The sequence below is a fragment of the Comamonas humi genome (assembly GCF_054782535.1).
Genome location: NZ_BAAGSH010000005.1, coordinates 279,642 through 303,509, shown reverse-complemented (window position 1 = coordinate 303,509; position 23,868 = coordinate 279,642). Strand labels below are relative to the sequence as shown.

The window sequence follows — 23,868 nt, the reverse complement described above, 5'->3', positions numbered from 1 at the left end:
GGCACCCGCCTTCCCGCAACGATGGCCGGCGCCCGCGGGCGCCGGCCGGGGCCTCACTCGAACAGGCCGAGGTAGCGCCCCCGCGCATCGCGCAGCTTGCGCACGTAGACCACGCCATCCTTGCGGCCGGTGGCCGGGTCGAGGGTGATGCCCTCCCCTTCGTTGCCGACCACCTTGATCTTCGCGATCCAGGCTACGCCCGATCCCGACACCACGCCGCAGTACAGGTTGTAGGGCCCGTCGTCCACCAGCCGGTACTCGCAGCCGAGCTGCTTGGACGGATCGGCGGCCAGGCCCGTGCCGCCGGCGGTCGTGCCCACGTTCTGGCTGAGCCTGACCAGGTCGCCGGTGTCGTCGTCGGAGTCCGCCGCCACATAGAGCCACAGGCCCATCAGCGCCGCAGGGGTCCGCGCCACGCCGAATTCATACCGCTTGATGGCCACCTCGCCCTCGCCCGGCAGCGTGATGAAGCCGGTGACCCCGCTGGTGAAGCGCAGCGACACATTGCCGGGGCTGCCGTCCTCCACGCCGCTGCGGGGCCCGCTGCCCAGGAAGCGGCCGCCCGAGTACCGGCCCAGCGCCATGGTGACCTGGTTGTCCGTCATGGGGCCGGACGCCATGTAGAAGGTCGGCTGGCCGCTCTGCTCGTAGGCGTACATCTGCATCACCAGCACATCGCCCTGCAGGTCGATGGCCAGGCCCCGCCCGGGCGCGCCGTTGAGCTCGCTCGTCACGACCCAGGTTCCCGACTGGGGCACGAAGGCCTGCGCCCAGCCCGACAACAGCAAACACCCGACCACCAGCATCCGTTTCAGCATGAAGCACTCCTTGGTTCCGTATCACAGACACGTGTATTTACAAACATATTTCAAACGTAACACAGAGCAACAAAACTTCACCATACGGAGGCACCCTGATGGCGGCCAGGCCGCTGCCGCGCTCGCCTTGCGGGCGGAGCGCAGCAGGGCCGGCGGTCAGCGCTGCAGCACCGGCGCCAGCGCCTTGCCGGTGTGCGTGCCGATGCGCACCAGCTCCTCGGGCGTGCCGGCGGCCACGATGCGGCCGCCGCCCGATCCGCCCTCGGGGCCGAGGTCGATGATCCAGTCGGCCTCGGCGATCACGTCGAGGTCGTGCTCGATCACCGCCACGCTGTGGCCGCCATCCACCAGGCGGTGCAGCACGCGGATGAGCTTGTCCACGTCGGCCATGTGCAGGCCCACGGTGGGCTCGTCGAGCACATACAGCGTGTGCGGCGCCTTGTTGCCGCGCCGGGTCACATCGTCGCGCACCTTGGTCAGCTCGGTGACGAGCTTGATGCGCTGCGCCTCGCCGCCGCTGAGCGTGGGCGAGGGCTGGCCCAGCGTGAGGTAGCCCAGGCCCACGTCCTTGAGCAGTTGCAGCGGGTGCGCGATGCTGGGCATGCTGGCGAAGAAGTCCACCGCCTCGTCCACCTCCATCTGCAGCACGTCGCCGATGCTCTTGCCGCGCCAGGTGACGGCCAGGGTCTCGGGGTTGAAGCGCGCGCCGTGGCAGACCTCGCAGGGCACCTTCACATCGGGCAGGAAGGCCATCTCGATGGTGCGCATGCCCTGGCCCTCGCAGGCCGGGCAGCGGCCTTCGCCGGTGTTGAACGAGAAGCGTCCGGCCGCGTAGCCACGCGCCTTGGCCTCCAGTGTCTCGGCGAAGAGCTTGCGGATGGTGTCCCAGAAGCCGATGTAGGTGGCCGGGCAGGAGCGCGGCGTCTTGCCGATGGGGGTCTGGTCGACCTCAAGCACGCGGTCCACGGTCTCGAAGCCCTGCAGGCCCTTGCAGCCGACCAGGGCCGGCGCCTTGCCGGCGTCCATCGCGTCGCGCCCGGCCTTGGTGGCGCGCTGGCCCACCCAGGCCGCCACGTTGGCCAGCAGCACGTCGCGCGCCAGCGTGGACTTGCCCGAGCCGCTGACGCCGGTGACGGCCACCAGGCGCTGCAGCGGCATGCGCAGGTCCACGTTCTGCAGGTTGTGCAGGTGGGCGCCGCGCACCGTGAGCCAGGGCAGCGCGGGAGCGGTTTCGATCGCTACATTTTCAGTAGCTTTCAGCGCTTTCTTCTTGCCGGTTTTGGCTGGTTTCTTATCTGCATTGCTTGCTGGATCAGCGGCAGCAGCTTCTGAAACCATAGCATCGGCTGCAGCGGGCGGCACGCCCTCACCCACCCAGCGGCGCGGCTGGAACGGATGGCGCATGGCGTGCAGCAGGTAGCGGCCGGTCTGCGAATCGGCCGCGGCCATGATGTCGGCCGCCGAGCCTTCGGCCACCAGCTGGCCGCCGCGCTTGCCGGCGCTGGGGCCGATGTCGATGATGTGGTCGGCGCGGCGGATGGTGTCCTCGTCGTGCTCCACCACCACCAGCGTGTTGCCCTTGTCGCCCAGCTTGTGCAGCGCGTTGAGCAGGATGTGGTTGTCGCGCGCATGCAGGCCGATGGTGGGCTCGTCGAGCACGTAGCACACGCCCTGCAGGTTGCTGCCGAGCTGCGCCGCGAGGCGGATGCGCTGCGCCTCGCCGCCGCTGAGCGACGGCGCGCCGCGGTCCAGCGTCAGGTACGACAGTCCCACCTCTTCGAGGAAGGCCAGGCGGCCGACGATCTCGGGCAGCAGGTCGCGGGCGATGTCGGATTCGCGGCCGGAGAGCTGCAGCCCCTCGGCCCAGCGCCGCACGTCGCTGACCGAGAGCTGCGCGATGTCGGTGATGGACATGCCGTGGAAGCGCACCGCGCGCGCCACCGGGTTCAGCCGCGTGCCCTTGCAGCTGGGGCAGGCGGTCTCGCCCACGTCTTCGGCATCGGGTTCCTCGAAACTCTGCTCGCGGCCGCGGTTGTCCTGCGCCATCACCGAATCGTCGAAGGCCTTGCGCTGCTCCTTGGTGAGCTTGACGCCGGTGCCCACGCAGTCGGGGCACCAGCCGTGCTTGCTGTTGTACGAGAACAAGCGCGGGTCCAGCTCGGCATAGCTGGTGGCGCAGACCGGGCAGGCGCGCTTGGTGGAGAACACCTCCACCCGGCCGATGCCGGCGGTGTCGTCGCCGGCCTGCATCGCGCCCTCCAGCGCATCGATGCCCGACAGCACGTGCAGCACGCCCTTGCCCAGCTCGAGTGCCGTGGCCAGCTTGTCGCGCAGCAGCGCCTCGTTGCCCGGCTCGATGACCAGGCTGGCCACCGGCAGCTCGATGGTGTGCTCCTTGAAGCGGTCGAGCCGCGGGAAGCCCGTGGTCGGCAGAAAGGCGCCGTCCACGCGCAGGTGCGTATAGCCGCGCGGGCGGGCCCAGTCGGCCAGCTCGGTGTACACGCCCTTGCGCGCCACCACCAGCGGCGCCATCAGGCCGATGAGCCGGCCGCGGTACTGCGTGAGCAGCTGCGCGGCGATGCTGTCCGGCGTCTGCGGCTGCACGGCGGCCTCGTCGTGGATGCAGTGCTGCACGCCGAGCTTGACGTAGAGCAGGCGCAGGAAATGCCAGACCTCGGTGGTCGTGCCCACGGTGGATTTGCGCCCGCCGCGCGACAGGCGCTGCTCGATGGCCACGGTGGGCGGGATGCCGTAGACCGCGTCCACCTCGGGCCGGCCCGCGGGCTGCACGATGGAGCGCGCATAGGCGTTGAGCGATTCGAGGTAGCGGCGCTGGCCTTCGTTGAACAGGATGTCGAAGGCCAGCGTGGACTTGCCCGAGCCCGACACGCCGGTCACCACGTTGAACTTGCCGCGCGGCACATCCACGCTCAGCGACTTGAGGTTGTGCTCCTTGGCGTTGACGATCTCGATGGCGTTCTTGGCCGCCGGCGCCGAGGTGTCGGGCACGCTGTGCTCCACCCGGTAGAGCGCCTCGGCCTCGTGCACCGCGTGCGGCGGCTCGTCGCCGAGATCGCCGCACATGGCCAGTTCGTAGTCGCGCAGCGCCTGCGCGGTGTGCGACTGGCCGCTCTTGCGCACCTCCTCGGGCGTGCCCTGGGCCACGATCTCGCCGCCGTGGTCGCCCGCGTCGGGGCCGAGGTCGATCAGCCAGTCGCTGGCGCGGACCACGTCGAGGTTGTGCTCGATGACGATCAGCGAATGCCCGGCCTCCAGCAGCTTGCGCAGCGCGCGCATGAGCTTGGCGATGTCGTCGAAGTGCAGGCCGGTGGTGGGCTCGTCGAACAAAAAGAGCATGCCCTTGCGCGCCAGCGACTGGCGCGACTTGGCCTGGCTCTTGGCGGCCTCGGCCAGGTAGCCCGCGAGCTTGAGGCGCTGCGCCTCGCCGCCGCTGAGCGTGGGCACGGGCTGGCCGAGCTTCACGTACTCCAGCCCCACGTCGACGATAGGCTGCAGCGCGCGGATCACGTCGCGGTCATGGGCGAAGCACTGCGCGGCCTCGCTCACCGTCAGCGCCAGCACATCGGCCACGTTCAGATGGCGGCCGCCGCGCTCGATCTTCACCTCCAGGATCTCGGGGCGGTAGCGCTGGCCGTCGCAGTCGGGGCAGCGCAGGTACACGTCGGAGAGGAACTGCATCTCCACATGCTCGAAGCCCGAACCGCCGCAGGTGGGGCAGCGCCCGTCGCCGCTGTTGAAGCTGAACTTGGCCGCGGTATAGCTGCGCTGCGCCGACAGCGGCGCGGTGGCGAACAGCTCGCGGATCGCGTCCCACGCGCCCACATAGCTCACCGGGTTGGAGCGCGCCGTCTTGCCAATGGGCGACTGGTCGACGAACACCACATCGCTCAGGTGGTCGGCGCCCAGCAGGCGGCGGTGCGCGCCGGCGGCCTCGGTGGGCTTGCCGAAATGCCGCATCAGCGCGGGCGCCAGCACGTCCTGGATCAGCGTGGACTTGCCCGAGCCGCTGACGCCGGTGACCACCACCAGCCGCTGCAGCGGAAAGTCCACATCCAGGTCGCGCAGGTTGTGCTCGCTGGCGCCCTCGAGGATCAGGCGCGGCGTGGCCTCGGTGACCATGCGCTTGGCGCCCATGCCCACCTGCTTGCGCCTGCCCAGGTAGGCGCCGGTCAGCGTGTCGGCGCGGCGCAGCGCGGCCGTGGGGCCGTCGAACACGATCTGGCCGCCCTTCTCGCCGGGGCCGGGGCCCATGTCGATCATGCGGTCGGCCGCAAACATGACGGCCGGGTCGTGCTCGACCACCACCAGGGTGTTGCCCGCGTCGCGCAGGCGCTTCATCGCCACGGTGATGCGGTCCATGTCGCGCGGGTGCAGGCCGATCGAAGGCTCGTCCAGCACGAACAGCGTGTTGACCAGCGAGGTGCCCAGCGCCGTCGTCAGGTTGATGCGCTGCACCTCGCCGCCGCTGAGCGTGCGGCTCTGCCGGTCGAGCGTGAGGTAGCCGATGCCCACGTCGCACAGGTACTTGAGACGGTTGCTGATCTCCTCGTGCAGCAGCTTCAGCGCTTGGGCGTCGCCGTCGTTGCTGCGGCGGATATCCATGCGTTCGAAGAACAGCCTCAGCCGCTCGATGGGCAGGAGCATCAGGTCGTGCAGGCACAGGCCGGGCAAGGCCTCGAGCTGCGCGCGCGTCCAGGCCGTGCCCTGGGGCAGGAAGCGCTTTTCCGGCGCCAGCGCGGCATCGGCGTCTTCCTTGCTGCCTACGCGCCACAGCAGGCTCTCGGTCTTGAGCCGCGCGCCAGCGCACACCGGGCACGGCGTGTAGCTGCGGTACTTGGACAACAGCACGCGGATGTGCATCTTGTAGGACTTGGTTTCCAGGTACTCGAAGAAGCGCCGGATGCCATACCACTGGCGGCTCCAGTTGCCATCGCGGTAGTCGTCCTGGCCGTTGATGACCCAGTGCTTCTGCGCCTCGGTGAGCTTGGCCCAGGCCGTGTCGCGCGGTATGCCGAAGGCTTCGGCATGGCGCATCAGGTCGTCCTGGATCTCCTTCCACGCCGGGGTCTGCACGGGCTTGATCACGCCGGTGCGCAGCGTGAGCTTGTCGTTGGGGATGACGAGGTTCCAGTCCACGCCGATCACGCGTCCGAAGCCGCGGCAGGCCTCGCAGGCACCGACGGCCGAGTTGAACGAGAACATCGACGGAATCGGCTCGCGGTAGCGCAGCTGGCTTTCGGGGCAGTGCAGGCCCGAGGAGAACTTCCACAGCTCGGGCTCGCCGCCCTCTTCCTCGGCCATGCGGTAGACCGTCATGTGGCCGCTGCCGCGCTTGAGCGCGACCTCGATGGCCTCGATCACGCGCGCCTTCTCGGCCTTGGCCATGCGGAAGCGGTCGGCCACCACGTCCAGCAGCTTGATGCGCGCGGGAGCCTCGTCGGCCTTGGGCTTCTTGGCCTTGGTGCCGGCCTTGGCCGGCTCGGCCGCCGCGCGCGCCGGCGCATCGACCTCGCGCTCGGCCTGGATGCGGGTGAAGCCGCTGGCCGACAGCCACTGCGCGACCTCGTCGGCGCTGGTGTTGGCGGGCAGCTCCACCGGGAAGGTCACCACCAGGCGAGGATCGTCCTTTTCTGCGCGCTGCACCAGCTTCGCATAGATGCTTTCCGGCGTGTCGTGCTGCACCGGCAGCGCGGTCTCGCGGTCGAACAAATGGCCGGCGCGCGCGACCAGCAGCTTCAGGTGGTCGTTCAGCTCGGTCATCGTGCCCACGGTGGAGCGCGAGCTGCGCACCGGGTTGGTCTGGTCGATGGCAATGGCTGGCGGCACGCCCTCGACCTTGTCCACGGCCGGCTTGTCCATGCGGTCGAGGAACTGGCGCGCATAGGCGCTGAAGGTCTCCACATAGCGGCGCTGGCCCTCGGCGTACAGCGTGTCGAACACCAGGCTGGACTTGCCCGAGCCGCTGGGGCCGGTGACCACCGTCAGCTCGCCGGTGCGGATGTCGAGGTCGATGTTCTTCAGGTTGTGCTGGCGCGCGCCGCGGATGCGAATCTGTCCCTGGGTCATACCGTCATTCCGTAGAAGGATGCGAAGCAAAGGCAGACCATTCTAGGTAGTTGCCCAGCCGCACCTTCCAGCGCAAGGAATGACCCTGCAAACCACTGTACATAAAAACAGATTTTTATTGAAATTGATAGCTGCTTGCGCTTATCCCATAAGCCTGAGAGGCATTTTTGATTCAGAAATAAAAAAACCCGCATCTCCGGGGAGATGCGGGCGAGCGCCTGTCAACCTTGCCCGGAACTCAACGGGCGAGGGAGGGAATCAAACCTTAGAAGTTGTGGCGGACACCCACAGCGAACGAGCTGAAGTCCACGCCAGCCTTGCCGGTGCCGTAGGCAGCGTTCGCCTTGTTGTCGACCTTGGTGTAGTAGCCATACACCTTGGTGCGCTTGCTCAGGTTGTAGTTGTAGCCCAGCGTCCACTGCATGGCGGCGGAGCTGTCGAGGTCGCTCCACTTGCCGGCACGGCCCACGTTGACGTGGAATTCCGATGCGCCCAGGGCGTACATGCCCGACACGCGGAAGTTGTTGCGCGAGCCCAGCAGGTCGTCGTCGTTGCGCTGGTAGTAGCCGCCGACGGTGAACTGGCCGAAGGTGTACAGCGCCCGCAGCGATGCCTGCCAGTTCTTGTCCCACTTGCTGTAGCCAGCACCCAGGTGGACCGGGCCGGTGTTGTAGTTGGCGGCCAGGTCGTAGCCGTTCTTGCTGTTCGTGCCGGCAGCCTTCTCGTGCATCGAGATCGCGCCTTCGGCGGTGAAGCCGCTGAAGCTAGGCGTACGGTAGGCAATCTTGTTGCCGGTGCCGGTGCCGCCAGGGCCGCCTTGCGTGGGGGTGCCAGCGCCCATCCAGTTCGGGTCGATGTACAGCGCGTCGGAGGACGAACCCGTGTCATGGTTGTGCATGCTCACGTAGTCGGCCGTGGCGAAGTACGACTCGGGGAACCAGTTGCCCAGGCGCACCATACCGAAGTTGCCGGACAGGTTCAGTTCGCTCTGGCGCTTGAAGGTCAGGCCCGGGGTGGAGCCGGTGCCAGAGCCGGTGTCGGAGTTGAAGCCGGATTCCAGGATGAAGCCAGCCTTCAGGCCGCCACCCAGGTCTTCCGTGCCACGGAAGCCGATACGGGAAGAGTTGTTGAACAGGCCGGTCACCGTGTCGTCGCCAACCTTCTGGCGCTCCACCGTGGTGTTCACACGGCCATACACTTGCACGCTGCTCTGGGCCAGGGCGGCCGAGGTGCCGGCCACAGCCAGCACGGCAATCATCAAACGGTTCAAACGCATAACAATCCTTCCAAATGGTCAATGGGTTTGGCAAACGACGCGTGGACTGAATCGCCCGGGTTACAGGCGTTCACATCGTTTTGCACATGGATGAAATTCTAGGTGGGTTGTCAGCCAACTCCGACGATTTCGACGGATTTGGCTGACAGTGTGACGCGCCGCCGCTACAGCCTATGGTTTACCCCAGGCCCCGCGGCGCACAGTTGCAGGGCCTCAATCCGCTGCGTAGATATCCACGTCCTTGGTCTCGCGGATGAACAGCACGCCCAGCACGAAGGTGATGCCGGCGATGATGATCGGATACCACAGGCCGTTGTACATGTTGCCGGTCTGCGCCACGATCGCGAACGAGGTGGTGGGCAGCAGGCCGCCGAACCAGCCATTGCCGATGTGGTACGGCAGGCTCATCGAGGTGTAGCGGATGCGGGTCGGGAACATTTCCACCAGCATCGCGGCGATCGGGCCATAGACCATGGTGACGAGGATCACCAGGTAGGTCAGCAGCGCAACCGTCATCACCTTGTTCATCTTGGCCGGATCGGCCTTGGTGGGATAGCCATCCCGGGCCAGCGTCTCGCTCACGGCCTTCTTGAAGGCAGCATCCTTGGCCTTGGCCTCGTCGGCGGCCAGTCCCTTGGCGCTGTAGCTGGGGATGACCTCGCTGCCGATCTTCACCGCGGCCGGGGTACCGGCAGGCGCCACCTCGTTCTCGTAGCTGACCGAACTGGCAGACAGCAGTTGCTTGGCGATGTCGCAGGAGCTGCTGAACTTGGAGGTGCCGGTCGGGTTGAACTGGAACGAGCACTCCGCGGGATCGGCCACGACCACCACCTGGCTGCGCGCCTGCGCGGCGGTCAGATCGGGGTTGGCGGCGGCCGCCAGCATCTTGAATGCCGGGAAGTAGGTGAGCACCGCCAGCAGGCAGCCGGCCATGATGATGGGCTTGCGGCCGATCTTGTCGGACAGCGAGCCGAACACCACGAAGAAGGGCGTGCCGATCAGCAGGGCCACGGCGATCATCAGGTTGGCGGTGACGGCGTCGACCTTGAGCTGCTGCGTCAGGAAGAACAGGGCATAGAACTGGCCGGTGTACCAGACCACAGCCTGACCGGCCGTGAGGCCCAGCAGCGCCAGGATCACGATCTTCAGGTTCTTCCACTGTCCGAAGGACTCTTTCAGCGGTGCCTTGGAGGTCTTGCCCTCGGCCTTCATGCGCTGGAACGCGGGCGATTCGGACAGCGACAGGCGGATCCACACCGACACGCCCAGCAGCAGAATGGACACCAGGAACGGAATGCGCCAGCCCCAGTCATTGAAGGCGGGCTCACCCATCAGCGTGCGTGTGCCCAGGATGACCAGCAGCGACAGGAACAGGCCCATCGTGGCCGTGGTCTGGATCCACGAAGTGTAGGCGCCGCGCTTGCCATGCGGCGCATGCTCGGCCACGTAGGTGGCAGCACCGCCATACTCGCCGCCCAGCGCCAGGCCCTGCAGCATGCGCAGCACGATCAGGATGATCGGTGCCGTCACGCCGATGCTGGCGTAGTTGGGCAGGATGCCGACGATGAAGGTCGACGCGCCCATCAGCAGGATGGTGACCAGGAAGGTGTATTTGCGCCCGATCATGTCCCCGAGGCGCCCGAACACCAGCGCGCCGAACGGACGCACGATGAAGCCCGCGGCAAACGCCAGCAGCGCGAAGATGAAGGCGGATGTCGGGTCCAGCCCCGAGAAGAACTGCTTGGCGATGATGGCCGCCAGCGAACCGTACAGATAGAAGTCGTACCACTCGAAAACGGTTCCGAGCGATGACGCAAAGATCACCTTGCGTTCTTCCGGCGTCATGGGCCGCGCTGGCGCACTGGTTGCCATAAATGTCTCCTGATCTTTTGATTGGAATGGCGGACGACACCCACCGGCCTCGCCCGCAACACACTATCGAAACGATTCCTGACTGAACTCTTACAAATAGTTCTCACATTCAGTTACGACCACAACATTCTGATCCGGAGTTACCCGCAGATCCGCCGCCCCAGGCGCGGGAACCGGGGATGCGTAAGCAGTTCGTCAGTTGCGGTTTCCAGAATCCGGCGCAAGCAGCATCGAGACTGCTGTGATCCATCCGGCCCTTCTATTGGAGACAGACATGAACGACCCCGTCGTTGCCAAAATCCAAGCCAACCCGCGGTACCAGGAGCTCAAGCGCAAGCGCAATGCCTTCGGCTGGACGCTGACCATCCTGATGCTGATCGTCTACTACGGCTACATCGGGCTCATCGCCTTTGACAAGGAGTTCCTCGCCAAGCCCCTGGGCACCGGCGTGACCACGCTGGGCATTCCGATCGCCCTGGGCGTCATCGTCTTCACCGTCATCATCACCGGCATCTACGTGCGCCGCGCGAATACCGAGTTCGATGCCATGACCCAGCAAATCCTGAAGGACGTCGGCCAATGAACACCCGTACCCTGTCCCTTTTCGCTGCGCTGGCGTTTGCAGGCGCAGCCCATGCCGCCGGCGGCGATGTCGGCGAGACCGCCAAGCAGGCCACCAACTGGACCGCCATCATCCTGTTCGTCGCCTTCGTGGCCGGCACACTGTGGATCACCAAGTGGGCTGCGGGCCGCACCAAGTCGGCCGCAGATTTCTACACTGCCGGCGGTGGCATCACCGGCTTCCAGAACGGCCTGGCGATTGCGGGCGACTACATGTCGGCCGCGTCCTTCCTGGGCATCTCGGCCTCGGTGATGGCCAGCGGCTACGACGGGCTGATCTACTCGATCGGCTTCCTGGTGGGCTGGCCCATCCTAACCTTCCTGCTGGCAGAGCGGCTGCGCAACCTGGGCAAGTTCACCTTCGCCGACGTGGCGGGCTACCGCTTCGCACAAGGGCCGTTCCGCGCCTTCGCGGCCAGTGGCACGCTGGTGGTGGTGGCCTTCTACCTGATCGCGCAGATGGTGGGTGCCGGCCAACTGATCAAGCTGCTGTTCGGCCTGGACTACTGGATCGCCGTGGTGCTGGTGGGCGCGCTGATGATGATCTACGTGTTGTTCGGTGGCATGACGGCCACGACCTGGGTGCAGATCATCAAGGCCTGCCTGCTGCTGGCAGGCGTCACCTTCATGGCCTTCATGATCATGTCGCACTATGGCTTCAGCCTGGAAAAGCTGTTCGCCGACGGTGTGCGCGTCAAGACCGAGATCGCCTCCAACGGGGGCGCGGCACCCGATATAGCGGCCAAACTCGGCCTGTCCATCATGGGGCCCGGCGGCTTCATCAAGGACCCGATATCGGCCATCAGCTTCGGCATGGCGTTGATGTTCGGCACGCTGGGCCTGCCCCACATCCTGATGCGCTTCTTCACCGTGCCCGATGCCAAGGAAGCGCGCAAGAGCGTGTTCTGGGCCACCACCTGGATCGGCTACTTCTACATCGTGATCTTCATCATCGGCTTCGGCGCCATCACCATGGTGCTGACCAATCCCGAGCTGGCCGATACGGCCAAGGGCGTGATCAAGGGCGGTGCCGGCACGGCCAACATGGCGGCCGTGCTGGTGGCCAAGAGCGTGGGCGGCGACGTGTTCTACGGCTTCATCTCGGCCGTGGCCTTCGCCACCATCCTCGCGGTGGTCGCTGGCCTGACGCTGTCCGGAGCCTCGGCCGTGTCGCACGACCTGTATGCCACGGTGTTCAAGCATGGCAATGCTGACAGCGCCTCGGAACTGCGCGTGTCGCGCATCACCACGCTGGCGCTGGGCATCATCGCCGTGCTGCTGGGCATCGTGTTCGAGAAGCAGAACATCGCCTTTATGGTGTCGTTGGCCTTTGCCGTGGCGGCCTCGGCCAACTTCCCAGTGCTGCTGCTGTCGGTGCTGTGGAAGGGCTGCACCACCCGGGGCGCGGTGATCGGTGGCTTCCTGGGGCTGATCTCGTCGGTGGCCCTGACCATCGTCTCGCCCTCGGTCTGGGAAGCCACCCTGGGCTATCCCAAGGGCTCGGCCTGGTTCCCGTATACCTCGCCGGCGCTGTTCTCGATGACCATCGGCTTCGTCGGCGTGTGGCTGTTCTCGGTGCTGGACAGGAGCGGACAGGCCGACAAGGAACGCGATGCCTTTGCTGCGCAACAGGTGCGCTCCGAAACCGGGCTGGGCGCTGCTGGCGCATCCGGGCACTGAACACCCGTTCTCTCCATCGAAAAAACCGGGCTCGCCCGGTTTTTTTATGGTCTGCTTTTAAGGTAAGCTGGCTGAGCCCCACTCTGGAGACGACACATGATGCAGGACATGGCAAGCGGCTTCAATCCCTTTGCACCGGGATTCGATTTTCTCAAGCAGTTGACGGAAGGCAAGGAACGCCTGGCCAGCAGCCAGTTTCCGCAATGGGCGGACTGGGTCGCCCCCACGATGAATGTGCAGGAGCTGGACAAGCGGATCAGCGAACTCAAGACCATCCAGTTCTGGCTGGAGCAGAACCAGCGGGCTCTCGCGGCCACCATCCAGGCCCTGGAAGTGCAGAAGATGACCCTGGCCACGCTGCAGACCATGAACGTGCCCATGGAGAACATGGCGGCATCGATGGTGCAGAGCTGGCGCAATCTGGCATCTTCGTCGGAGGCGGCGCCCGCCGCGGAAAAGACCGCCAACCCCTATAGCGCAGCATTCGCAGCCGCTGCCGCCCAAGCGCCGGCCGAGGCAGCCGCACCCGCAGAGGCACCACAGGCTGCCAGCACGCCGGCCCCTGCGCCGGCTGCGGATACGGGCACAGCGTCCACGGTGGATGCCATGCAGTGGTGGGGCGCACTGACCCAGCAGTTCCAGCAGATCGCCAGCCAAGCCATCCAGGATGTGACCCAGCGCACCATGGCGCAGGCAGCAGCCTCCAACCAGGCTGCAGCAGAATCCGCAGCCGGCGTCATGCAGGCAGCCAAGCAGGCCCAGGCCGGCATGGCTGCCAATGCGCCCGCCACCCCGGCCCGCAAGGCTGCAGCCTCCAGCGCGAAAAAGGCCGCGACATCTCCTGCAGCCGGAGCCCCGAAGCGCAGTACGGCTGCAGCCGCCAAAAGCAAAAGTTCGCCCCCGAAACCTCGCTCGCGCTGACGGCGTGCCACCGACAGCTCGCGGCCAGATCCTGAAGGACCACCGGCGTGAAGCTCTTCCCCTACGGACATGCCACTCATCCCGCCTGGCGGATTGCCGTCGCGCTGGTGGTCGCGCAGGTCCGGGCACGCATGGCCACCGCCAACTATGCGCGCACAGCCAATCTGGGGTTGCTGTATTTCAGCGATCACTATGCCCGTGATGCCGAGGCTATCCTGGAAGCGCTGCAGGATGAGTTTCCCCAGGTCACGGACTGGGCAGGATCGGTCAGCGTCGGGGTCATGGGCTCGCACGCGGAGTACATGGGCGATGCGGCACTGAGCGTCATGCTGCTGGACTTGCCCGCCGATGCCTACCGGATCTTTTCCGGCATCGCGCCCATCCCCACCCTCCCCGGCATCGCTGGCTTTCAGGCAGAAACTGCGCTGGTGCATGCCGATGGCGCCCTGCCCGAACTGGACAACCTGCTCGAAGAACTGTCCGAGCGCACGCGTCGCCAGACCCTGACAGGAGGGGTGAGCTCAGGCATCGTCGCACCGGTGCAGATCGCCTGGAGCAAGGCACTGGCCCCGGGGCACAGCGGGGTTTTCACCGGCGGCCTGTCAGGTATCGCCTTCCACAGCGAAGCGCAGGCAGTGATCCGCCTCGCCCATGGCTGTGATGCAGTCACCGCACGCATGCGTGTCTCCGCGGCCGAAGAAAACGTTGTGCTGGAGCTGGATGGCCGGCCTGCGCTGGACGTACTGGAACAGGTGCTGCAGGTAAGCATTGCGCAGCACCCGGAAGATGCCGTTAGGAAAATGCCGCATTTTCTCGTCGGGCTGGAGGATGAGGCCCATGCGCTAGCGCCTGCGAGGCTGCAGGGAGGCCTCCTGGCCTCGGCCCGCATGCGGCCACTGCTGGGGCTGGATATCAGCCGGCGCGGCATCGTGTTGCCGGAAGCTGTTGCCGTAGGCCAGTGGCTCAGTTTCTGCCAACGCAGCCTCGCCACGGCCAAAAGCGACCTCGTGCGGATGGGTACTGAAGTTCGCGAAGAGCTTTCCGCGCCCTCCTTCATGGCAGAGGCCTTCGGGACAGGTACAGGCAGGGATCCTCGCCGCTATATCGCCGGAGCCATCTACGTCAGCTGCATCGGCCGGGGCGGCCCCTACTTCGGTGGCGAACATGCAGAATTGGAACTCCTGCACCAGACGCTCGGCGATATCCCGCTGATCGGGTTCTTCAGCAATGGACAGATCGCAGATCGCCACCTGCACCGCTACAGCGGGGTCTTGCTGGCCTTCCTGCAGCCGCGCTGAGCCGAGACAGCCATAAAAAAAGCCTGCTGAAACAGCAGGCTTTTGTCATCTTGGTTGCGCGAGAAGGATTTGAACCTCCGACCTTTGGGTTATGAGCCCAACGAGCTACCAGACTGCTCCATCGCGCGATAAAGAGTATAACTCGGAAAAACCCTAGGAACCGCCTCTGGGCAGAGGCTGGCACAAAAAAGATTCCGCGCGTGTACAGCAGACAGCAAGAACGCATTTTTCCGGTAGCACCGCTCAACGAGCAAAAAGACCGTTTCTCTTCCCCCAATGCAAAAAGCCTGCTGAGACAGCAGGCTTTCATCATCTTGGTTGCGCGAGAAGGATTTGAACCTCCGACCTTTGGGTTATGAGCCCAACGAGCTACCAGACTGCTCCATCGCGCGATACGGATTATACGCCAAGGATGACCTCCATATGAAAAGTCATCCCACTTTATAAAAGAAAGGCCGCAAAAAGCCGAAAGCCCACCGAAGTGGGCTTTCGAACATGCTCAAGGCAGGTGCTTACTCGGCTGCAGCTTCAGCCGAAGTTTCCTCGGCACGGTCCACCAGCTCGACGTAGGCCATCGGAGCGTTGTCGCCCACGCGGAAGCCCATCTTCAGGATGCGGGTGTAGCCGCCGGGGCGGTTGGCCGAACGGGGACCCAGCACATTGAACAGCTTGGTCACGTTGTCGCGGTTGCGCAGGCGGTTGAATGCCAGGCGGCGGTTAGCCACCGAGTCGGTCTTGGCCAGGGTGATCATGGGCTCGATCACGCGGCGCAGTTCCTTGGCCTTGGGAACCGTGGTCTTGATGGCCTCGTGCTCGATGAGCGAGTTCATCATATTCTGCAGCATCGCCTTGCGGTGAGCGCTGGTACGGTTCAGTTTACGGAGTCCATTTCCGTGACGCATGGTGCTTTTTCCTTCACTTTAATTAAATCGGGCAGCCGTATCAGGTACTGCCCAATGCACTGGTCCGCAAAATTGCGGAACCGAAGATTGTAGCGTTTAACGCTTTTCCAGGCCAGCCGGCGGCCAGTTCTCGAGCTTCATGCCCAAGGTCAGGCCGCGCGAGGCCAGCACTTCCTTGATCTCGTTGAGCGACTTGCGACCCAGGTTCGGGGTCTTGAGCAGCTCGTTCTCGGTACGCTGGATCAAATCGCCGATGTAGTAGATGTTCTCGGCCTTCAGGCAGTTCGCGGAACGCACCGTCAGTTCGAGCTCGTCCACCGGACGCAGCAGGATCGGATCGAAGGTGGCGTTGCTGCGGTTGCTGCCCGGCTGGTCGAACACGTCGAGCGCGCCGCCTTCCAGCTGCGCGAACACCGCCAGTTGCTCCACCAGGATCTTGGCCGACGAGCGGACTGCATCTTCAGCAGCGATCGCACCGTTGGTTTCGATCTCGAGCACCAGCTTGTCCAGGTCCGTGCGCTGTTCCACACGGGCGCTTTCCACGGTGTAGCTCACGCGCTTGACCGGCGAGAAAGAGGCGTCCAGAACGATGCGGCCGATCGACTTGGTCGACTCGTCGCCATAGTGGCGCACATTACCCGGCACATAGCCACGGCCCTTTTCGACCTTGATCTGCATGTCCAGCTTGCCGCCTTGCGACAGATGGGCAATCACATGCTCGGGATTGATGATTTCCACGTCGTGGGGCGTCTGGATATCAGCTGCCGTCACCACGCCTTCGCCATCTTTGCGCAGCGAGAGCGTCACCTCATCGCGGTTGTGGAGCTTGAACACCACACCCTTGAGGTTCAGCAGGATGTTGACCACATCCTCCTGCACGCCGTCGATCGACGAGTACTCATGCAAAACGCCTGCAATGGTGACTTCCGTCGCTGCATAGCCCACCATGGACGACAGCAGCACGCGGCGCAGCGCATTGCCCAGCGTATGGCCGTATCCACGTTCAAAGGGCTCGAGCTCCACCTTGGCGCGATTGTGGCCGAGCTGTTCTACGTTGATGGTCTTGGGCTTCAGCAAATTGGTTTGCATGCAAAACTTCCTCTCAATACCCCCGGCTCGTTACACCGGTAAGGCTGGTGAAGCGCCAGAACCGCGATGCCTCGCGGTTCTGGAACAGGTACCTCTGCAGTCGAGACGACAGGGCAATTAACGAGAATACAGTTCGACGATCAGCGATTCGTTGATGTCGGAACCGAACTCGTCGCGGTCAGGCGACTTCTTGAAAGTGCCTTCAGCCTTGTCCGCACTCACTTCCACCCACGCCGGCATGCCGACCTGTTGTGCCAGTTGCAGCGCTTCGACGATGCGGGCCTGCTTCTTGGATTTCTCGCGCACGGCAACCACGTCACCTTCCTTGACCATGTAGGAAGGAATGTTCACGGACTGGCCGTTCACCGTGATGGCCTTGTGGGACACCAGCTGGCGCGCCTCGGCACGGGTCGAACCGAAGCCCATGCGGTACACCACGTTGTCCAGGCGGCTTTCCAGCAGCGACAGCAGGTTCGCGCCGGTGTTGCCCTTGCGACGGTCAGCCTCTTCGAAGTAGCGGCGGAACTGCTTTTCCAGCACGCCGTACATGCGCTTGACCTTCTGCTTTTCACGCAGCTGCAGACCGTAGTCGGACGTGCGCGAGCCGGAGGTACGGCCGTGCTGGCCGGGCTTGGTGTCGAACTTGGCCTTGTCGGCGATCGAGCGGCGAGCGCTCTTCAGGAACAGGTCGGTGCCTTCACGGCGGGAGAGTTTGGCCTTGGGGCCGATATAACGTGCCACTTGATCTTCCTTGTGTCATCTGCCGCAATCATTGCGGGAGCCGCCGGCGCAGTAAAAGCGCAGGCGGCGGTGGGCTTATGGATAAATTAGATACGACGACGCTTTTGAGGGCGGCAGCCGTTGTGCGGGACCGGCGTCACGTCCGAGATGGAAGTGATGCGGATACCCAGTGCGCCCAGAGCGCGCACCGAGGACTCGCGACCCGGGCCGGGGCCCTTGATCTCGACGTCCAGGTTCTTGATGCCTTGTTCCATCGCGGCACGGCCGGCCACTTCGGAAGCCACCTGGGCAGCAAAAGGCGTCGACTTGCGCGAACCCTTGAAGCCCTGGCCACCGGAGGATGCCCACGACAGGGAGTTGCCCTGGCGATCGGTGATCGTGATGATGGTGTTGTTGAACGAAGCGTGAACGTGCGCGATACCGTCCGAAATATTCTTGCGGACCTTCTTGCGAACGCGCGAAGCTGCGTTGCTTGCAGGAGACTTTGCCATAGCGATCTAATCCTTATTTCTTCAGTGCCGCTGCGCCCTTGCGCGGACCTTTGCGGGTACGGGCATTGGTGCGGGTGCGCTGACCGCGCATGGGCAGGCCACGGCGATGGCGGAAGCCACGGTAGCAGCCGATGTCCATCAGGCGCTTGATGTTCATCGTGGTTTCACGACGAAGATCGCCTTCCAGCGTCAGCGGAGCCAACTGGTCGCGGATCTTTTCCAGATCGCCGTCCGTCAGATCCTTGATCTTCTTGGAATATTCGATGCCGCAAGCGTCGCAGATCTTGCGTGCCGTCGTACGACCGATGCCAAAGATGGCGGTCAGGCCGATTTCAGCATGCTTGTGCGGCGGGATGTTAATACCAGCAATACGTGCCATATTAGTCCTCTAATACTTTCAATCAACCTTGGCGCTGCTTATGGCGCTGGTCGGTGCAGATCACGCGCACGATACCTTTGCGGCGGATGATCTTGCAGTTGCGGCAAATTTTCTTTACCGAAGCCGAAACTCTCATGTCATTCTCCTAAAACTTCCATCCGCTCCAGCCTGCCGGCGGTCTTCCTTGTCAAAGGCCCCGAATTGGCTGGAGGGCACACTTTCCTATTGATCTCAGCTGCTCGCCTCAAACCTTGGGCGAGGCTTTGAAGTTCGCCTTCTTCAGAAGCGACTCGTATTGCTGAGACATCATGTAGTTCTGGACCTGGGCCATGAAGTCCATGGTCACCACCACAATGATCAACAAGGAAGTGCCACCGAAATAGAACGGAACGTTGTACTTCAGGATCAAGAACTCTGGCAGCAGACACACGAAGGTGATGTAGACAGCACCTGCAAGTGTCAAACGAACCAAAATCTTGTCAATATACCGTGCAGTCTGATCCCCTGGTCGGATACCGGGAATAAACGCACCACTCTTCTTCAGGTTGTCTGCAGTCTCGCGACTGTTGAAGACCAAGGCAGTGTAGAAGAAGCAGAAGAAGATGATCGCGGCTGCATAGAGCATCACATAGATCGGCTGACCGGGGGTCAGCGTACCTGCGATGTCCTTCAGCCAGCGCATCGATTCGCCAGCGCTGAACCAGTTCACCACGGTGGCCGGCAGCAGGATGATGGACGAAGCGAAGATGGGAGGAATGACCCCGGCCATGTTCAGCTTCAGCGGCAAGTGCGAAGACTGGCCACCATACACCTTGTTGCCCACCTGGCGGCGCGCATAGTTCACCAGGATCTTGCGTTGCCCGCGTTCGACAAACACGACGAAGTACGTCACGCCTGCCACCACGAGCACGATGAAGATCGCGGCCAGGATGCTCATCGCACCCGTGCGCACCAGTTCCAGCAGCCCACCGATCGAACTCGGCAAGCCTGCGGCGATACCCGCAAAGATCAGGATCGAGATACCGTTGCCCAGACCGCGCTCGGTGATCTGCTCACCCAGCCACATCAGGAACATCGTACCTGCCGTCAGGCTGACCACCGAGGTCATGCGGAACCCGAAACCCGGATTCAGCACCAGACCCGCCGTACCTTCCAGCGCCACGGCAATGCCGAGCGACTGGAAGAGCGCCAGCGCCAGTGCACCGTAACGGGTGTACTGGGTGATCTTGCGACGACCTGCTTCACCTTCCTTCTTCATCTGTTCAAAGCTGGGGACCACGTAGGTCATCAGCTGCATGATGATCGATGCCGAGATGTACGGCATGATCCCCAGTGCGAACACGGTGAAGCGCGACAGCGCCCCGCCCGAGAACATGTTGAACAGGTTGAGAATCCCACCTTGTTGGCTATTGAAGAGCTGCTGCAACTGGGTCGGGTCGATGCCCGGCACCGGGATATGAGCCCCGATGCGGTACACCACCAACGCCAGCAGCAGGAAAACCAGCCGCTTGCGCAGATCGCCGTACTTGCCGGTCTTTGCAATCGTTGCGTTGCTCGTAGCCACTGATGTCTTCTTTCAGAATGGGTTAGGCGATGCTGCCGCCAGCAGCTTCGATCACAGCCTTGGCGCCGGCGGTAGCGCCGATGCCGTTCAGCTTGACAGCCTTGCTCAGCGAACCGCTCTTGATCACCTTGACCACCTTGGCCAGCTGACCCACCAGGCCAGCCTGCTTCAGCACAGCCAGGTCGACTTCGGCCAGGCCGAGGTTCTCCAGCGCTGCCAGCGTCACTTCGGCGTTGAACTTCAACGAAGCCGACTTGAAGCCGCGCTTGGGCAGACGGCGCTGCAGAGGCATTTGACCGCCTTCGAAGCCCACCTTGTGGTAGCCACCCGAACGCGATTTCTGACCCTTGTGGCCACGACCAGCGGTCTTGCCCAGGCCGGAGCCGATACCACGGCCCACGCGGCGCTTGGCGTGCTTGGCACCTGCTGCAGGCTTGATGCTATTGAGTTCCATCATCAATCCTTTCAGAGCACCTTGACCAGATAACTGATCTTGTTGATCATGCCGCGCACTTCAGGGGTGTCCTTCAGTTCGCTCACGCTATTGAGCTTGCGCAGACCCAGACCGCGCACCGTGGCGCGGTGGTCTTCCTTGGTGCCAATCGGGCTACGCACCAGTTGGACCTTGACAGTTTGTTGCGTCGTCATAGTGAAGACTTCCTATCAGGCGAACAGGTCTTCAACCGACTTGCCACGCTTTGCTGCCACTTCCGAAGGGGTCGTGGAGTTGTTCAAAGCGTCGAAAGTGGCGCGAACCATGTTGTAGGGGTTGGACGAACCATGGCTCTTGGCCACGATGTCGGTGATACCCAGCACTTCGAAAACTGCGCGCATCGGGCCACCGGCGATGATGCCGGTACCCTTGGGAGCAGGAGCCAGCATCACGTTGGCGGCGCCGTGGTGGCCCATCACCTTGTGGTGGATGGAACCATTCTTCAGCGACACCTTGATCATGTTGCGGCGGGCTTCTTCCATGGCCTTCTGCACAGCAGCCGGCACTTCCTTGGATTTGCCCTTGCCCATGCCCACGCGGCCATCACCGTCGCCGACCACGGTCAGTGCAGCGAAGCCGAGAATACGACCACCCTTCACGACCTTGGTCACGCGGTTGACCGCGATCATCTTTTCGCGCAGACCGTCGTCACGACCTTCGTCTTGCACCTTGGGGGTAAACTTTGCCATTTCTATCTACTCCGCTTAGAACTGCAGACCGGCTTCGCGGGCTGCGTCTGCCAGGGCCTTGACGCGGCCGTGGTATGCAAAGCCTGCGCGATCGAATGCAACCTTCTCGACACCAGCAGCTTTCGCCTTCTCGGCGATGCGCTTGCCAATGATCTGGGCTGCGGCGGCGTTGCCACCCTTGCCTGCGGCGCCCAGGCTGCTGCGCACTTCGGCTTCCAGCGTGGAAGCAGAGGCCAGCACCTTGGTTCCGTCGCCGGAAATCACGGTAGCGTAGATATGGAGGTTCGTACGGTTCACGGTCAGACGCGCCACGCCTTGCTCGGCAATGCGGTAACGGGTCTGCAGGGAACGACGAAGACGCTGCTCTTTCTTGTTGAACATCATGCAGCTCCTTACTTCTTCTTGGTCTCTTTGATCACGACCTTCTCATCCGAATAACGGATGCCCTTGCCCTTGTAAGGCTCGGGAGGACGGACGGCGCGGATCTCGGCGGCCATTTGGCCCACACGTTGGCGATCAGCACCCTTGATCACGATTTCGGTCGGGGTCGGGCATGCCACGGCGATGCCAGCAGGCATCTCGAAGTTCACGGGATGCGAGTAACCCACGTTCAGGTTCAGCTTGCTGCCAGCAGCGGCGGCCTTGTAGCCCACGCCCACCAGCGACAGCTTCTTCTCGAAGCCCTTGCTCACGCCCACCACCATGTTGTTCACCAGCTGACGCATGGTGCCGCTCATGGCATTGGCTTCGCGGGAGTCATTCACGGGTTCGAACGACAGCTTGCCGTCGGCGCTGGCCACCTTGACCAGAGCGTTGGGCGTCAGGCTCAGCGTACCGCCGGAGCCCTTGACGCTGATCTGGTCTTCCTTGATGGAGACATCCACACCTTGGGGGATGCTCACAGGCATTTTTGCAACTCGGGACATTTCAGTATTTCTCCTTCAATGCCACGGTTAAGCCACGTAGCAAAGCACTTCGCCGCCGACACCGGCAGCGCGCGCCTTGCGATCCGTCATCACGCCCTTGGGGGTGGTGACGATGGCAACGCCCAGGCCGTTCATGACCTGGGGGATGGCATCGCGGCCCTTGTAGACACGCAGACCGGGGCGGCTCACGCGCTCGATGCGCTCGATCACCGGACGGCCAGCGTAGTACTTCAAGGTAATTGCGAGTTCAGACTTGCCATCTTCGGTCTTCACTTCGAAGCCGTCGATGTAACCCTCGTCCTGCAGCACCTTGGCGATGGCAACCTTCACCTTGGAAGACGGCACCGACACGGTGGCCTTGGACACCATTTGTGCATTGCGAATGCGGGTCAGCAAGTCAGCGATAGGATCACTCATGCTCATGTTTAATCTCCTGACTGCTTACCAGCTGGCTTTGGTGACACCGGGGATGTCGCCGTTGAAAGCCAGCTCACGGATCTTGGCGCGGCCCAGACCGAATTGACGGAAGGTGCCACGGGGACGGCCCGTGATTTCGCAACGGTTGCGCTGACGGGTGGGGTTCGCGTTGCGAGGCAGTTGCTGCAGCGCCTGGCGTGCAGCGTCGCGCTCTTCTTCGCTCAGCTTGGCGTCCTTGGAGGCCGTCTTCAGCTCTGCGTACTTGGCAGCGAACTTGGCTGCCAGCTTTTCGCGCTTCAGTTCGCGCTGGATCAATGCTACTTTAGCCATGCATCACCTCAGTTCTTGAACGGGAAGCGGAAAGCCTGCAGGAGTGCCTTGCACTCGTCGTCAGTCTTTGCAGTCGTCGTAATGCTGATGTTGAGACCACGCAGTGCATCGACCTTGTCGTACTCAATCTCAGGGAAAATGATCTGCTCTTTCACGCCGACGTTGTAGTTGCCACGGCCGTCGAACGAGCGGCCGGAGATACCACGGAAGTCGCGCACGCGGGGCAGAGCAACGGTCACGAAGCGGTCCAGGAATTCATACATCTGGACGCCACGCAGGGTCACCATGCAGCCGATGGCCTGGCCTTCGCGGATCTTGAAACCGGCGATAGCCTTCTTGGCCTTGGTCACCACGGGCTTCTGACCAGCGATCTTGGTCAGGTCAGCCACGGCGTTGTCCATCACCTTCTTGTCGGCCACGGCTTCGCTCACACCCATGTTCAGGGTGATCTTGCTCAGACGCGGAACTTGCATCGGAGAGGTGTAGCCGAACTTCTTCATCAGTTCGGGAGCGATTTGCTCACGGTATTGTTTTTGCAGTCGTGCCATGTCTTACTCCTTAGGCCGCCTTGACTTCGGCGCCATTGGACTTGAACACGCGAACGCGCGTGCCGTCGGCCTGGACCTTGATGCCCACGCGATCAGCCTTGCCGGTTGCCGCGTTGAAAATTGCCACGTTGGACTGGTGGATGGGCATGGCCTTCTCCACGATGCCGCCGGTGGTGCCCTTCATGGGGTTCGGCTTGACGTGCTTCTTCACGAGGTTGATGCCTTCGATCACCACGTGGGAGTCGTCGGAACGCAGCGTCACCACGCCGCGCTTGCCCTTGTCGCGCCCGGTCAGCACGATCACTTCGTCGCCTTTGCGAATCTTGTTCATGGTGCTGTCCTTAGAGAACTTCGGGGGCCAGGGACACGATCTTCATGAAGCGCTCGGTACGCAGTTCACGCGTCACGGGGCCGAAGATGCGGGTGCCGATGGGCTCCAGCTTGGCGTTGAGCAACACTGCGGCGTTGCCGTCGAACTTCACGAGCGAACCGTCGGCGCGGCGGATGCCTTTTGCCGTACGCACCACAACCGCGCTGTAGACCTCGCCCTTTTTGACGCGGCCACGCGGAGCGGCTTCTTTCACGCTCACCTTGATGATGTCACCCACACTCGCATAGCGACGATGCGATCCGCCCAGCACTTTGATGCACTGAACAGATTTCGCGCCGGTGTTGTCGGCGACCTCGAGTCGAGATTCTGTTTGGATCATTTCAATATTTCCCAAC

At 63.3% G+C, this 23,868-nt stretch carries 25 protein-coding genes and 2 tRNA genes; 4 read left to right on the top strand and 23 right to left on the bottom strand.

Features of this window, described 5'->3' with window-relative positions; all coding sequences use genetic code 11:
- Nucleotides 1–53: 53 nt before the first annotated feature.
- The 4 genes from ACYVKR_RS05720 to ACYVKR_RS05705 all read right to left on the bottom strand — a co-directional run bounded on the left by ACYVKR_RS05720 (nucleotide 54) and on the right by ACYVKR_RS05705 (nucleotide 10,053).
- Complete coding sequence (locus tag ACYVKR_RS05720) at nucleotides 54–818, bottom strand: hypothetical protein (protein WP_460479837.1); 765 nt, start codon at nucleotides 816–818, stop codon at nucleotides 54–56.
- A 156-nt stretch (nucleotides 819–974) separates the two neighbouring features.
- The gene (uvrA, locus tag ACYVKR_RS05715; protein ID WP_460479836.1) at nucleotides 975–6,905 is read right to left on the bottom strand and encodes an excinuclease ABC subunit UvrA; all 5,931 of its coding nucleotides are present in this window, start codon (nucleotides 6,903–6,905) and stop codon (nucleotides 975–977) included.
- Between the two features lie 265 nt (nucleotides 6,906–7,170).
- Nucleotides 7,171–8,181, bottom strand: a complete 1,011-nt coding sequence (locus ACYVKR_RS05710; RefSeq protein ID WP_460479835.1) for a porin — start codon at nucleotides 8,179–8,181, stop codon at nucleotides 7,171–7,173.
- A gap of 213 nt (nucleotides 8,182–8,394) precedes the next feature.
- Complete coding sequence (locus ACYVKR_RS05705) at nucleotides 8,395–10,053, bottom strand: MFS transporter (protein ID WP_460479834.1); 1,659 nt, start codon at nucleotides 10,051–10,053, stop codon at nucleotides 8,395–8,397.
- 274 nt (nucleotides 10,054–10,327) lie between these two features.
- On the opposite strand from ACYVKR_RS05705, the gene ACYVKR_RS05700 reads away from it, so the two are divergent.
- From ACYVKR_RS05700 to ACYVKR_RS05685, 4 genes are all read left to right on the top strand, one after another.
- Nucleotides 10,328–10,636, top strand: a complete 309-nt coding sequence (locus tag ACYVKR_RS05700) for a DUF485 domain-containing protein (protein WP_460479833.1) — start codon at nucleotides 10,328–10,330, stop codon at nucleotides 10,634–10,636.
- Nucleotides 10,633–12,354 carry a cation acetate symporter gene (locus ACYVKR_RS05695; RefSeq protein WP_460479832.1) on the top strand — a complete coding sequence of 574 codons (1,722 nt, stop codon included), beginning with the start codon at nucleotides 10,633–10,635 and terminating at the stop codon, nucleotides 12,352–12,354. Before ACYVKR_RS05700 ends, ACYVKR_RS05695 begins: the two co-directional genes overlap by 4 nt.
- Nucleotides 12,355–12,450: 96 nt before the next feature.
- On the top strand, nucleotides 12,451–13,275 hold the full coding sequence (locus tag ACYVKR_RS05690; RefSeq protein ID WP_460479831.1) for a PhaM family polyhydroxyalkanoate granule multifunctional regulatory protein: 825 nt from the start codon (nucleotides 12,451–12,453) through the stop codon (nucleotides 13,273–13,275).
- Nucleotides 13,276–13,322: 47 nt separating this feature from the next.
- Entirely contained in the window at nucleotides 13,323–14,573 is a 1,251-nt protein-coding gene (locus tag ACYVKR_RS05685; RefSeq protein WP_460479830.1) for an FIST signal transduction protein, read from the top strand.
- A 51-nt stretch (nucleotides 14,574–14,624) separates the two neighbouring features.
- On the opposite strand, the gene ACYVKR_RS05680 is transcribed toward ACYVKR_RS05685, so the two are convergent.
- The 19 genes from ACYVKR_RS05680 to rplN all read right to left on the bottom strand — a co-directional run bounded on the left by ACYVKR_RS05680 (nucleotide 14,625) and on the right by rplN (nucleotide 23,852).
- Nucleotides 14,625–14,701 (bottom strand) — tRNA-Met (locus ACYVKR_RS05680).
- A 187-nt stretch (nucleotides 14,702–14,888) separates the two neighbouring features.
- Nucleotides 14,889–14,965 (bottom strand) — tRNA-Met (locus ACYVKR_RS05675).
- 120 nt (nucleotides 14,966–15,085) lie between these two features.
- Nucleotides 15,086–15,475, bottom strand: coding sequence for a bL17 family ribosomal protein (gene rplQ, locus ACYVKR_RS05670; protein ID WP_460479829.1), 390 nt, complete (start codon nucleotides 15,473–15,475; stop codon nucleotides 15,086–15,088).
- A gap of 96 nt (nucleotides 15,476–15,571) precedes the next feature.
- On the bottom strand, nucleotides 15,572–16,564 hold the full coding sequence (locus ACYVKR_RS05665) for a DNA-directed RNA polymerase subunit alpha (protein WP_460479828.1): 993 nt from the start codon (nucleotides 16,562–16,564) through the stop codon (nucleotides 15,572–15,574).
- 117 nt (nucleotides 16,565–16,681) lie between these two features.
- Nucleotides 16,682–17,305: a 30S ribosomal protein S4 gene (gene rpsD, locus ACYVKR_RS05660; RefSeq protein ID WP_460479827.1), complete on the bottom strand. Its 624-nt coding sequence runs from the start codon at nucleotides 17,303–17,305 to the stop codon at nucleotides 16,682–16,684.
- A gap of 86 nt (nucleotides 17,306–17,391) precedes the next feature.
- Entirely contained in the window at nucleotides 17,392–17,796 is a 405-nt protein-coding gene (gene rpsK / locus ACYVKR_RS05655; RefSeq protein ID WP_460479826.1) for a 30S ribosomal protein S11, read from the bottom strand.
- Between the two features lie 13 nt (nucleotides 17,797–17,809).
- A complete protein-coding gene (gene rpsM / locus ACYVKR_RS05650) occupies nucleotides 17,810–18,175 on the bottom strand; it encodes a 30S ribosomal protein S13 (protein ID WP_460479825.1) in 366 nt (121 codons plus the stop codon).
- 22 nt (nucleotides 18,176–18,197) lie between these two features.
- Nucleotides 18,198–18,311 (bottom strand): 50S ribosomal protein L36, encoded by a 114-nt coding sequence (rpmJ, locus tag ACYVKR_RS05645; RefSeq protein ID WP_460479824.1) that lies wholly within the window; start codon nucleotides 18,309–18,311, stop codon nucleotides 18,198–18,200.
- A gap of 108 nt (nucleotides 18,312–18,419) precedes the next feature.
- On the bottom strand, nucleotides 18,420–19,739 hold the full coding sequence (gene secY / locus ACYVKR_RS05640; RefSeq protein ID WP_460479823.1) for a preprotein translocase subunit SecY: 1,320 nt from the start codon (nucleotides 19,737–19,739) through the stop codon (nucleotides 18,420–18,422).
- Between the two features lie 22 nt (nucleotides 19,740–19,761).
- Nucleotides 19,762–20,193 carry a large ribosomal subunit protein uL15 gene (gene rplO, locus ACYVKR_RS05635; protein ID WP_460479822.1) on the bottom strand — a complete coding sequence of 144 codons (432 nt, stop codon included), beginning with the start codon at nucleotides 20,191–20,193 and terminating at the stop codon, nucleotides 19,762–19,764.
- 11 nt (nucleotides 20,194–20,204) lie between these two features.
- On the bottom strand, nucleotides 20,205–20,387 hold the full coding sequence (gene rpmD, locus ACYVKR_RS05630; protein ID WP_460479821.1) for an uL30 family ribosomal protein: 183 nt from the start codon (nucleotides 20,385–20,387) through the stop codon (nucleotides 20,205–20,207).
- Nucleotides 20,388–20,402: 15 nt separating this feature from the next.
- Nucleotides 20,403–20,921, bottom strand: a complete 519-nt coding sequence (gene rpsE / locus ACYVKR_RS05625; RefSeq protein ID WP_460479820.1) for a 30S ribosomal protein S5 — start codon at nucleotides 20,919–20,921, stop codon at nucleotides 20,403–20,405.
- Between the two features lie 15 nt (nucleotides 20,922–20,936).
- Nucleotides 20,937–21,302 (bottom strand): 50S ribosomal protein L18, encoded by a 366-nt coding sequence (gene rplR, locus ACYVKR_RS05620; RefSeq protein WP_460479819.1) that lies wholly within the window; start codon nucleotides 21,300–21,302, stop codon nucleotides 20,937–20,939.
- An 11-nt stretch (nucleotides 21,303–21,313) separates the two neighbouring features.
- A complete protein-coding gene (gene rplF, locus ACYVKR_RS05615) occupies nucleotides 21,314–21,847 on the bottom strand; it encodes a 50S ribosomal protein L6 (protein WP_460479818.1) in 534 nt (177 codons plus the stop codon).
- A 27-nt stretch (nucleotides 21,848–21,874) separates the two neighbouring features.
- A complete protein-coding gene (gene rpsH / locus ACYVKR_RS05610; protein WP_460479817.1) occupies nucleotides 21,875–22,270 on the bottom strand; it encodes a 30S ribosomal protein S8 in 396 nt (131 codons plus the stop codon).
- A gap of 18 nt (nucleotides 22,271–22,288) precedes the next feature.
- Nucleotides 22,289–22,594: an uS14 family ribosomal protein gene (rpsN, locus tag ACYVKR_RS05605; protein WP_460479816.1), complete on the bottom strand. Its 306-nt coding sequence runs from the start codon at nucleotides 22,592–22,594 to the stop codon at nucleotides 22,289–22,291.
- An 8-nt stretch (nucleotides 22,595–22,602) separates the two neighbouring features.
- Entirely contained in the window at nucleotides 22,603–23,142 is a 540-nt protein-coding gene (gene rplE, locus ACYVKR_RS05600) for a large ribosomal subunit protein uL5 (RefSeq protein WP_460479815.1), read from the bottom strand.
- A 10-nt stretch (nucleotides 23,143–23,152) separates the two neighbouring features.
- Nucleotides 23,153–23,473, bottom strand: a complete 321-nt coding sequence (gene rplX, locus ACYVKR_RS05595; protein WP_460479814.1) for a 50S ribosomal protein L24 — start codon at nucleotides 23,471–23,473, stop codon at nucleotides 23,153–23,155.
- Nucleotides 23,474–23,483: 10 nt separating this feature from the next.
- A complete protein-coding gene (rplN, locus tag ACYVKR_RS05590) occupies nucleotides 23,484–23,852 on the bottom strand; it encodes a 50S ribosomal protein L14 (protein ID WP_184705451.1) in 369 nt (122 codons plus the stop codon).
- Nucleotides 23,853–23,868: the final 16 nt, after the last annotated feature.

Excerpts from the sequence above, each read along its gene's own strand:
- uvrA (WP_460479836.1), bottom strand. The coding sequence starts at position 6,905 with ATGACCCAGGGACAGATTCGCATCCGCGGCGCGCGCCAGCACAACCTG.
- rpsN (WP_460479816.1), bottom strand. The coding sequence starts at position 22,594 with ATGGCTAAAGTAGCATTGATCCAGCGCGAACTGAAGCGCGAAAAGCTG.
- rpmJ (WP_460479824.1), bottom strand. The coding sequence starts at position 18,311 with ATGAGAGTTTCGGCTTCGGTAAAGAAAATTTGCCGCAACTGCAAGATC.
- ACYVKR_RS05690 (WP_460479831.1), top strand. The coding sequence starts at position 12,451 with ATGATGCAGGACATGGCAAGCGGCTTCAATCCCTTTGCACCGGGATTC.
- rplX (WP_460479814.1), bottom strand. The coding sequence starts at position 23,473 with ATGAACAAGATTCGCAAAGGCGACGAAGTGATCGTGCTGACCGGGCGC.
- ACYVKR_RS05720 (WP_460479837.1), bottom strand. The coding sequence starts at position 818 with ATGCTGAAACGGATGCTGGTGGTCGGGTGTTTGCTGTTGTCGGGCTGG.
- rplR (WP_460479819.1), bottom strand. The coding sequence starts at position 21,302 with ATGTTCAACAAGAAAGAGCAGCGTCTTCGTCGTTCCCTGCAGACCCGT.
- ACYVKR_RS05700 (WP_460479833.1), top strand. The coding sequence starts at position 10,328 with ATGAACGACCCCGTCGTTGCCAAAATCCAAGCCAACCCGCGGTACCAG.
- ACYVKR_RS05705 (WP_460479834.1), bottom strand. The coding sequence starts at position 10,053 with ATGGCAACCAGTGCGCCAGCGCGGCCCATGACGCCGGAAGAACGCAAG.
- rplO (WP_460479822.1), bottom strand. The coding sequence starts at position 20,193 with ATGGAACTCAATAGCATCAAGCCTGCAGCAGGTGCCAAGCACGCCAAG.
- rplQ (WP_460479829.1), bottom strand. The coding sequence starts at position 15,475 with ATGCGTCACGGAAATGGACTCCGTAAACTGAACCGTACCAGCGCTCAC.
- rpsM (WP_460479825.1), bottom strand. The coding sequence starts at position 18,175 with ATGGCACGTATTGCTGGTATTAACATCCCGCCGCACAAGCATGCTGAA.
- ACYVKR_RS05695 (WP_460479832.1), top strand. The coding sequence starts at position 10,633 with ATGAACACCCGTACCCTGTCCCTTTTCGCTGCGCTGGCGTTTGCAGGC.
- rplE (WP_460479815.1), bottom strand. The coding sequence starts at position 23,142 with ATGGCACGACTGCAAAAACAATACCGTGAGCAAATCGCTCCCGAACTG.
- rplN (WP_184705451.1), bottom strand. The coding sequence starts at position 23,852 with ATGATCCAAACAGAATCTCGACTCGAGGTCGCCGACAACACCGGCGCG.
- rpsH (WP_460479817.1), bottom strand. The coding sequence starts at position 22,270 with ATGAGCATGAGTGATCCTATCGCTGACTTGCTGACCCGCATTCGCAAT.
- rpsE (WP_460479820.1), bottom strand. The coding sequence starts at position 20,921 with ATGGCAAAGTTTACCCCCAAGGTGCAAGACGAAGGTCGTGACGACGGT.
- rpsK (WP_460479826.1), bottom strand. The coding sequence starts at position 17,796 with ATGGCAAAGTCTCCTGCAAGCAACGCAGCTTCGCGCGTTCGCAAGAAG.
- ACYVKR_RS05710 (WP_460479835.1), bottom strand. The coding sequence starts at position 8,181 with ATGCGTTTGAACCGTTTGATGATTGCCGTGCTGGCTGTGGCCGGCACC.
- rpmD (WP_460479821.1), bottom strand. The coding sequence starts at position 20,387 with ATGACGACGCAACAAACTGTCAAGGTCCAACTGGTGCGTAGCCCGATT.
- rplF (WP_460479818.1), bottom strand. The coding sequence starts at position 21,847 with ATGTCCCGAGTTGCAAAAATGCCTGTGAGCATCCCCCAAGGTGTGGAT.
- ACYVKR_RS05665 (WP_460479828.1), bottom strand. The coding sequence starts at position 16,564 with ATGCAAACCAATTTGCTGAAGCCCAAGACCATCAACGTAGAACAGCTC.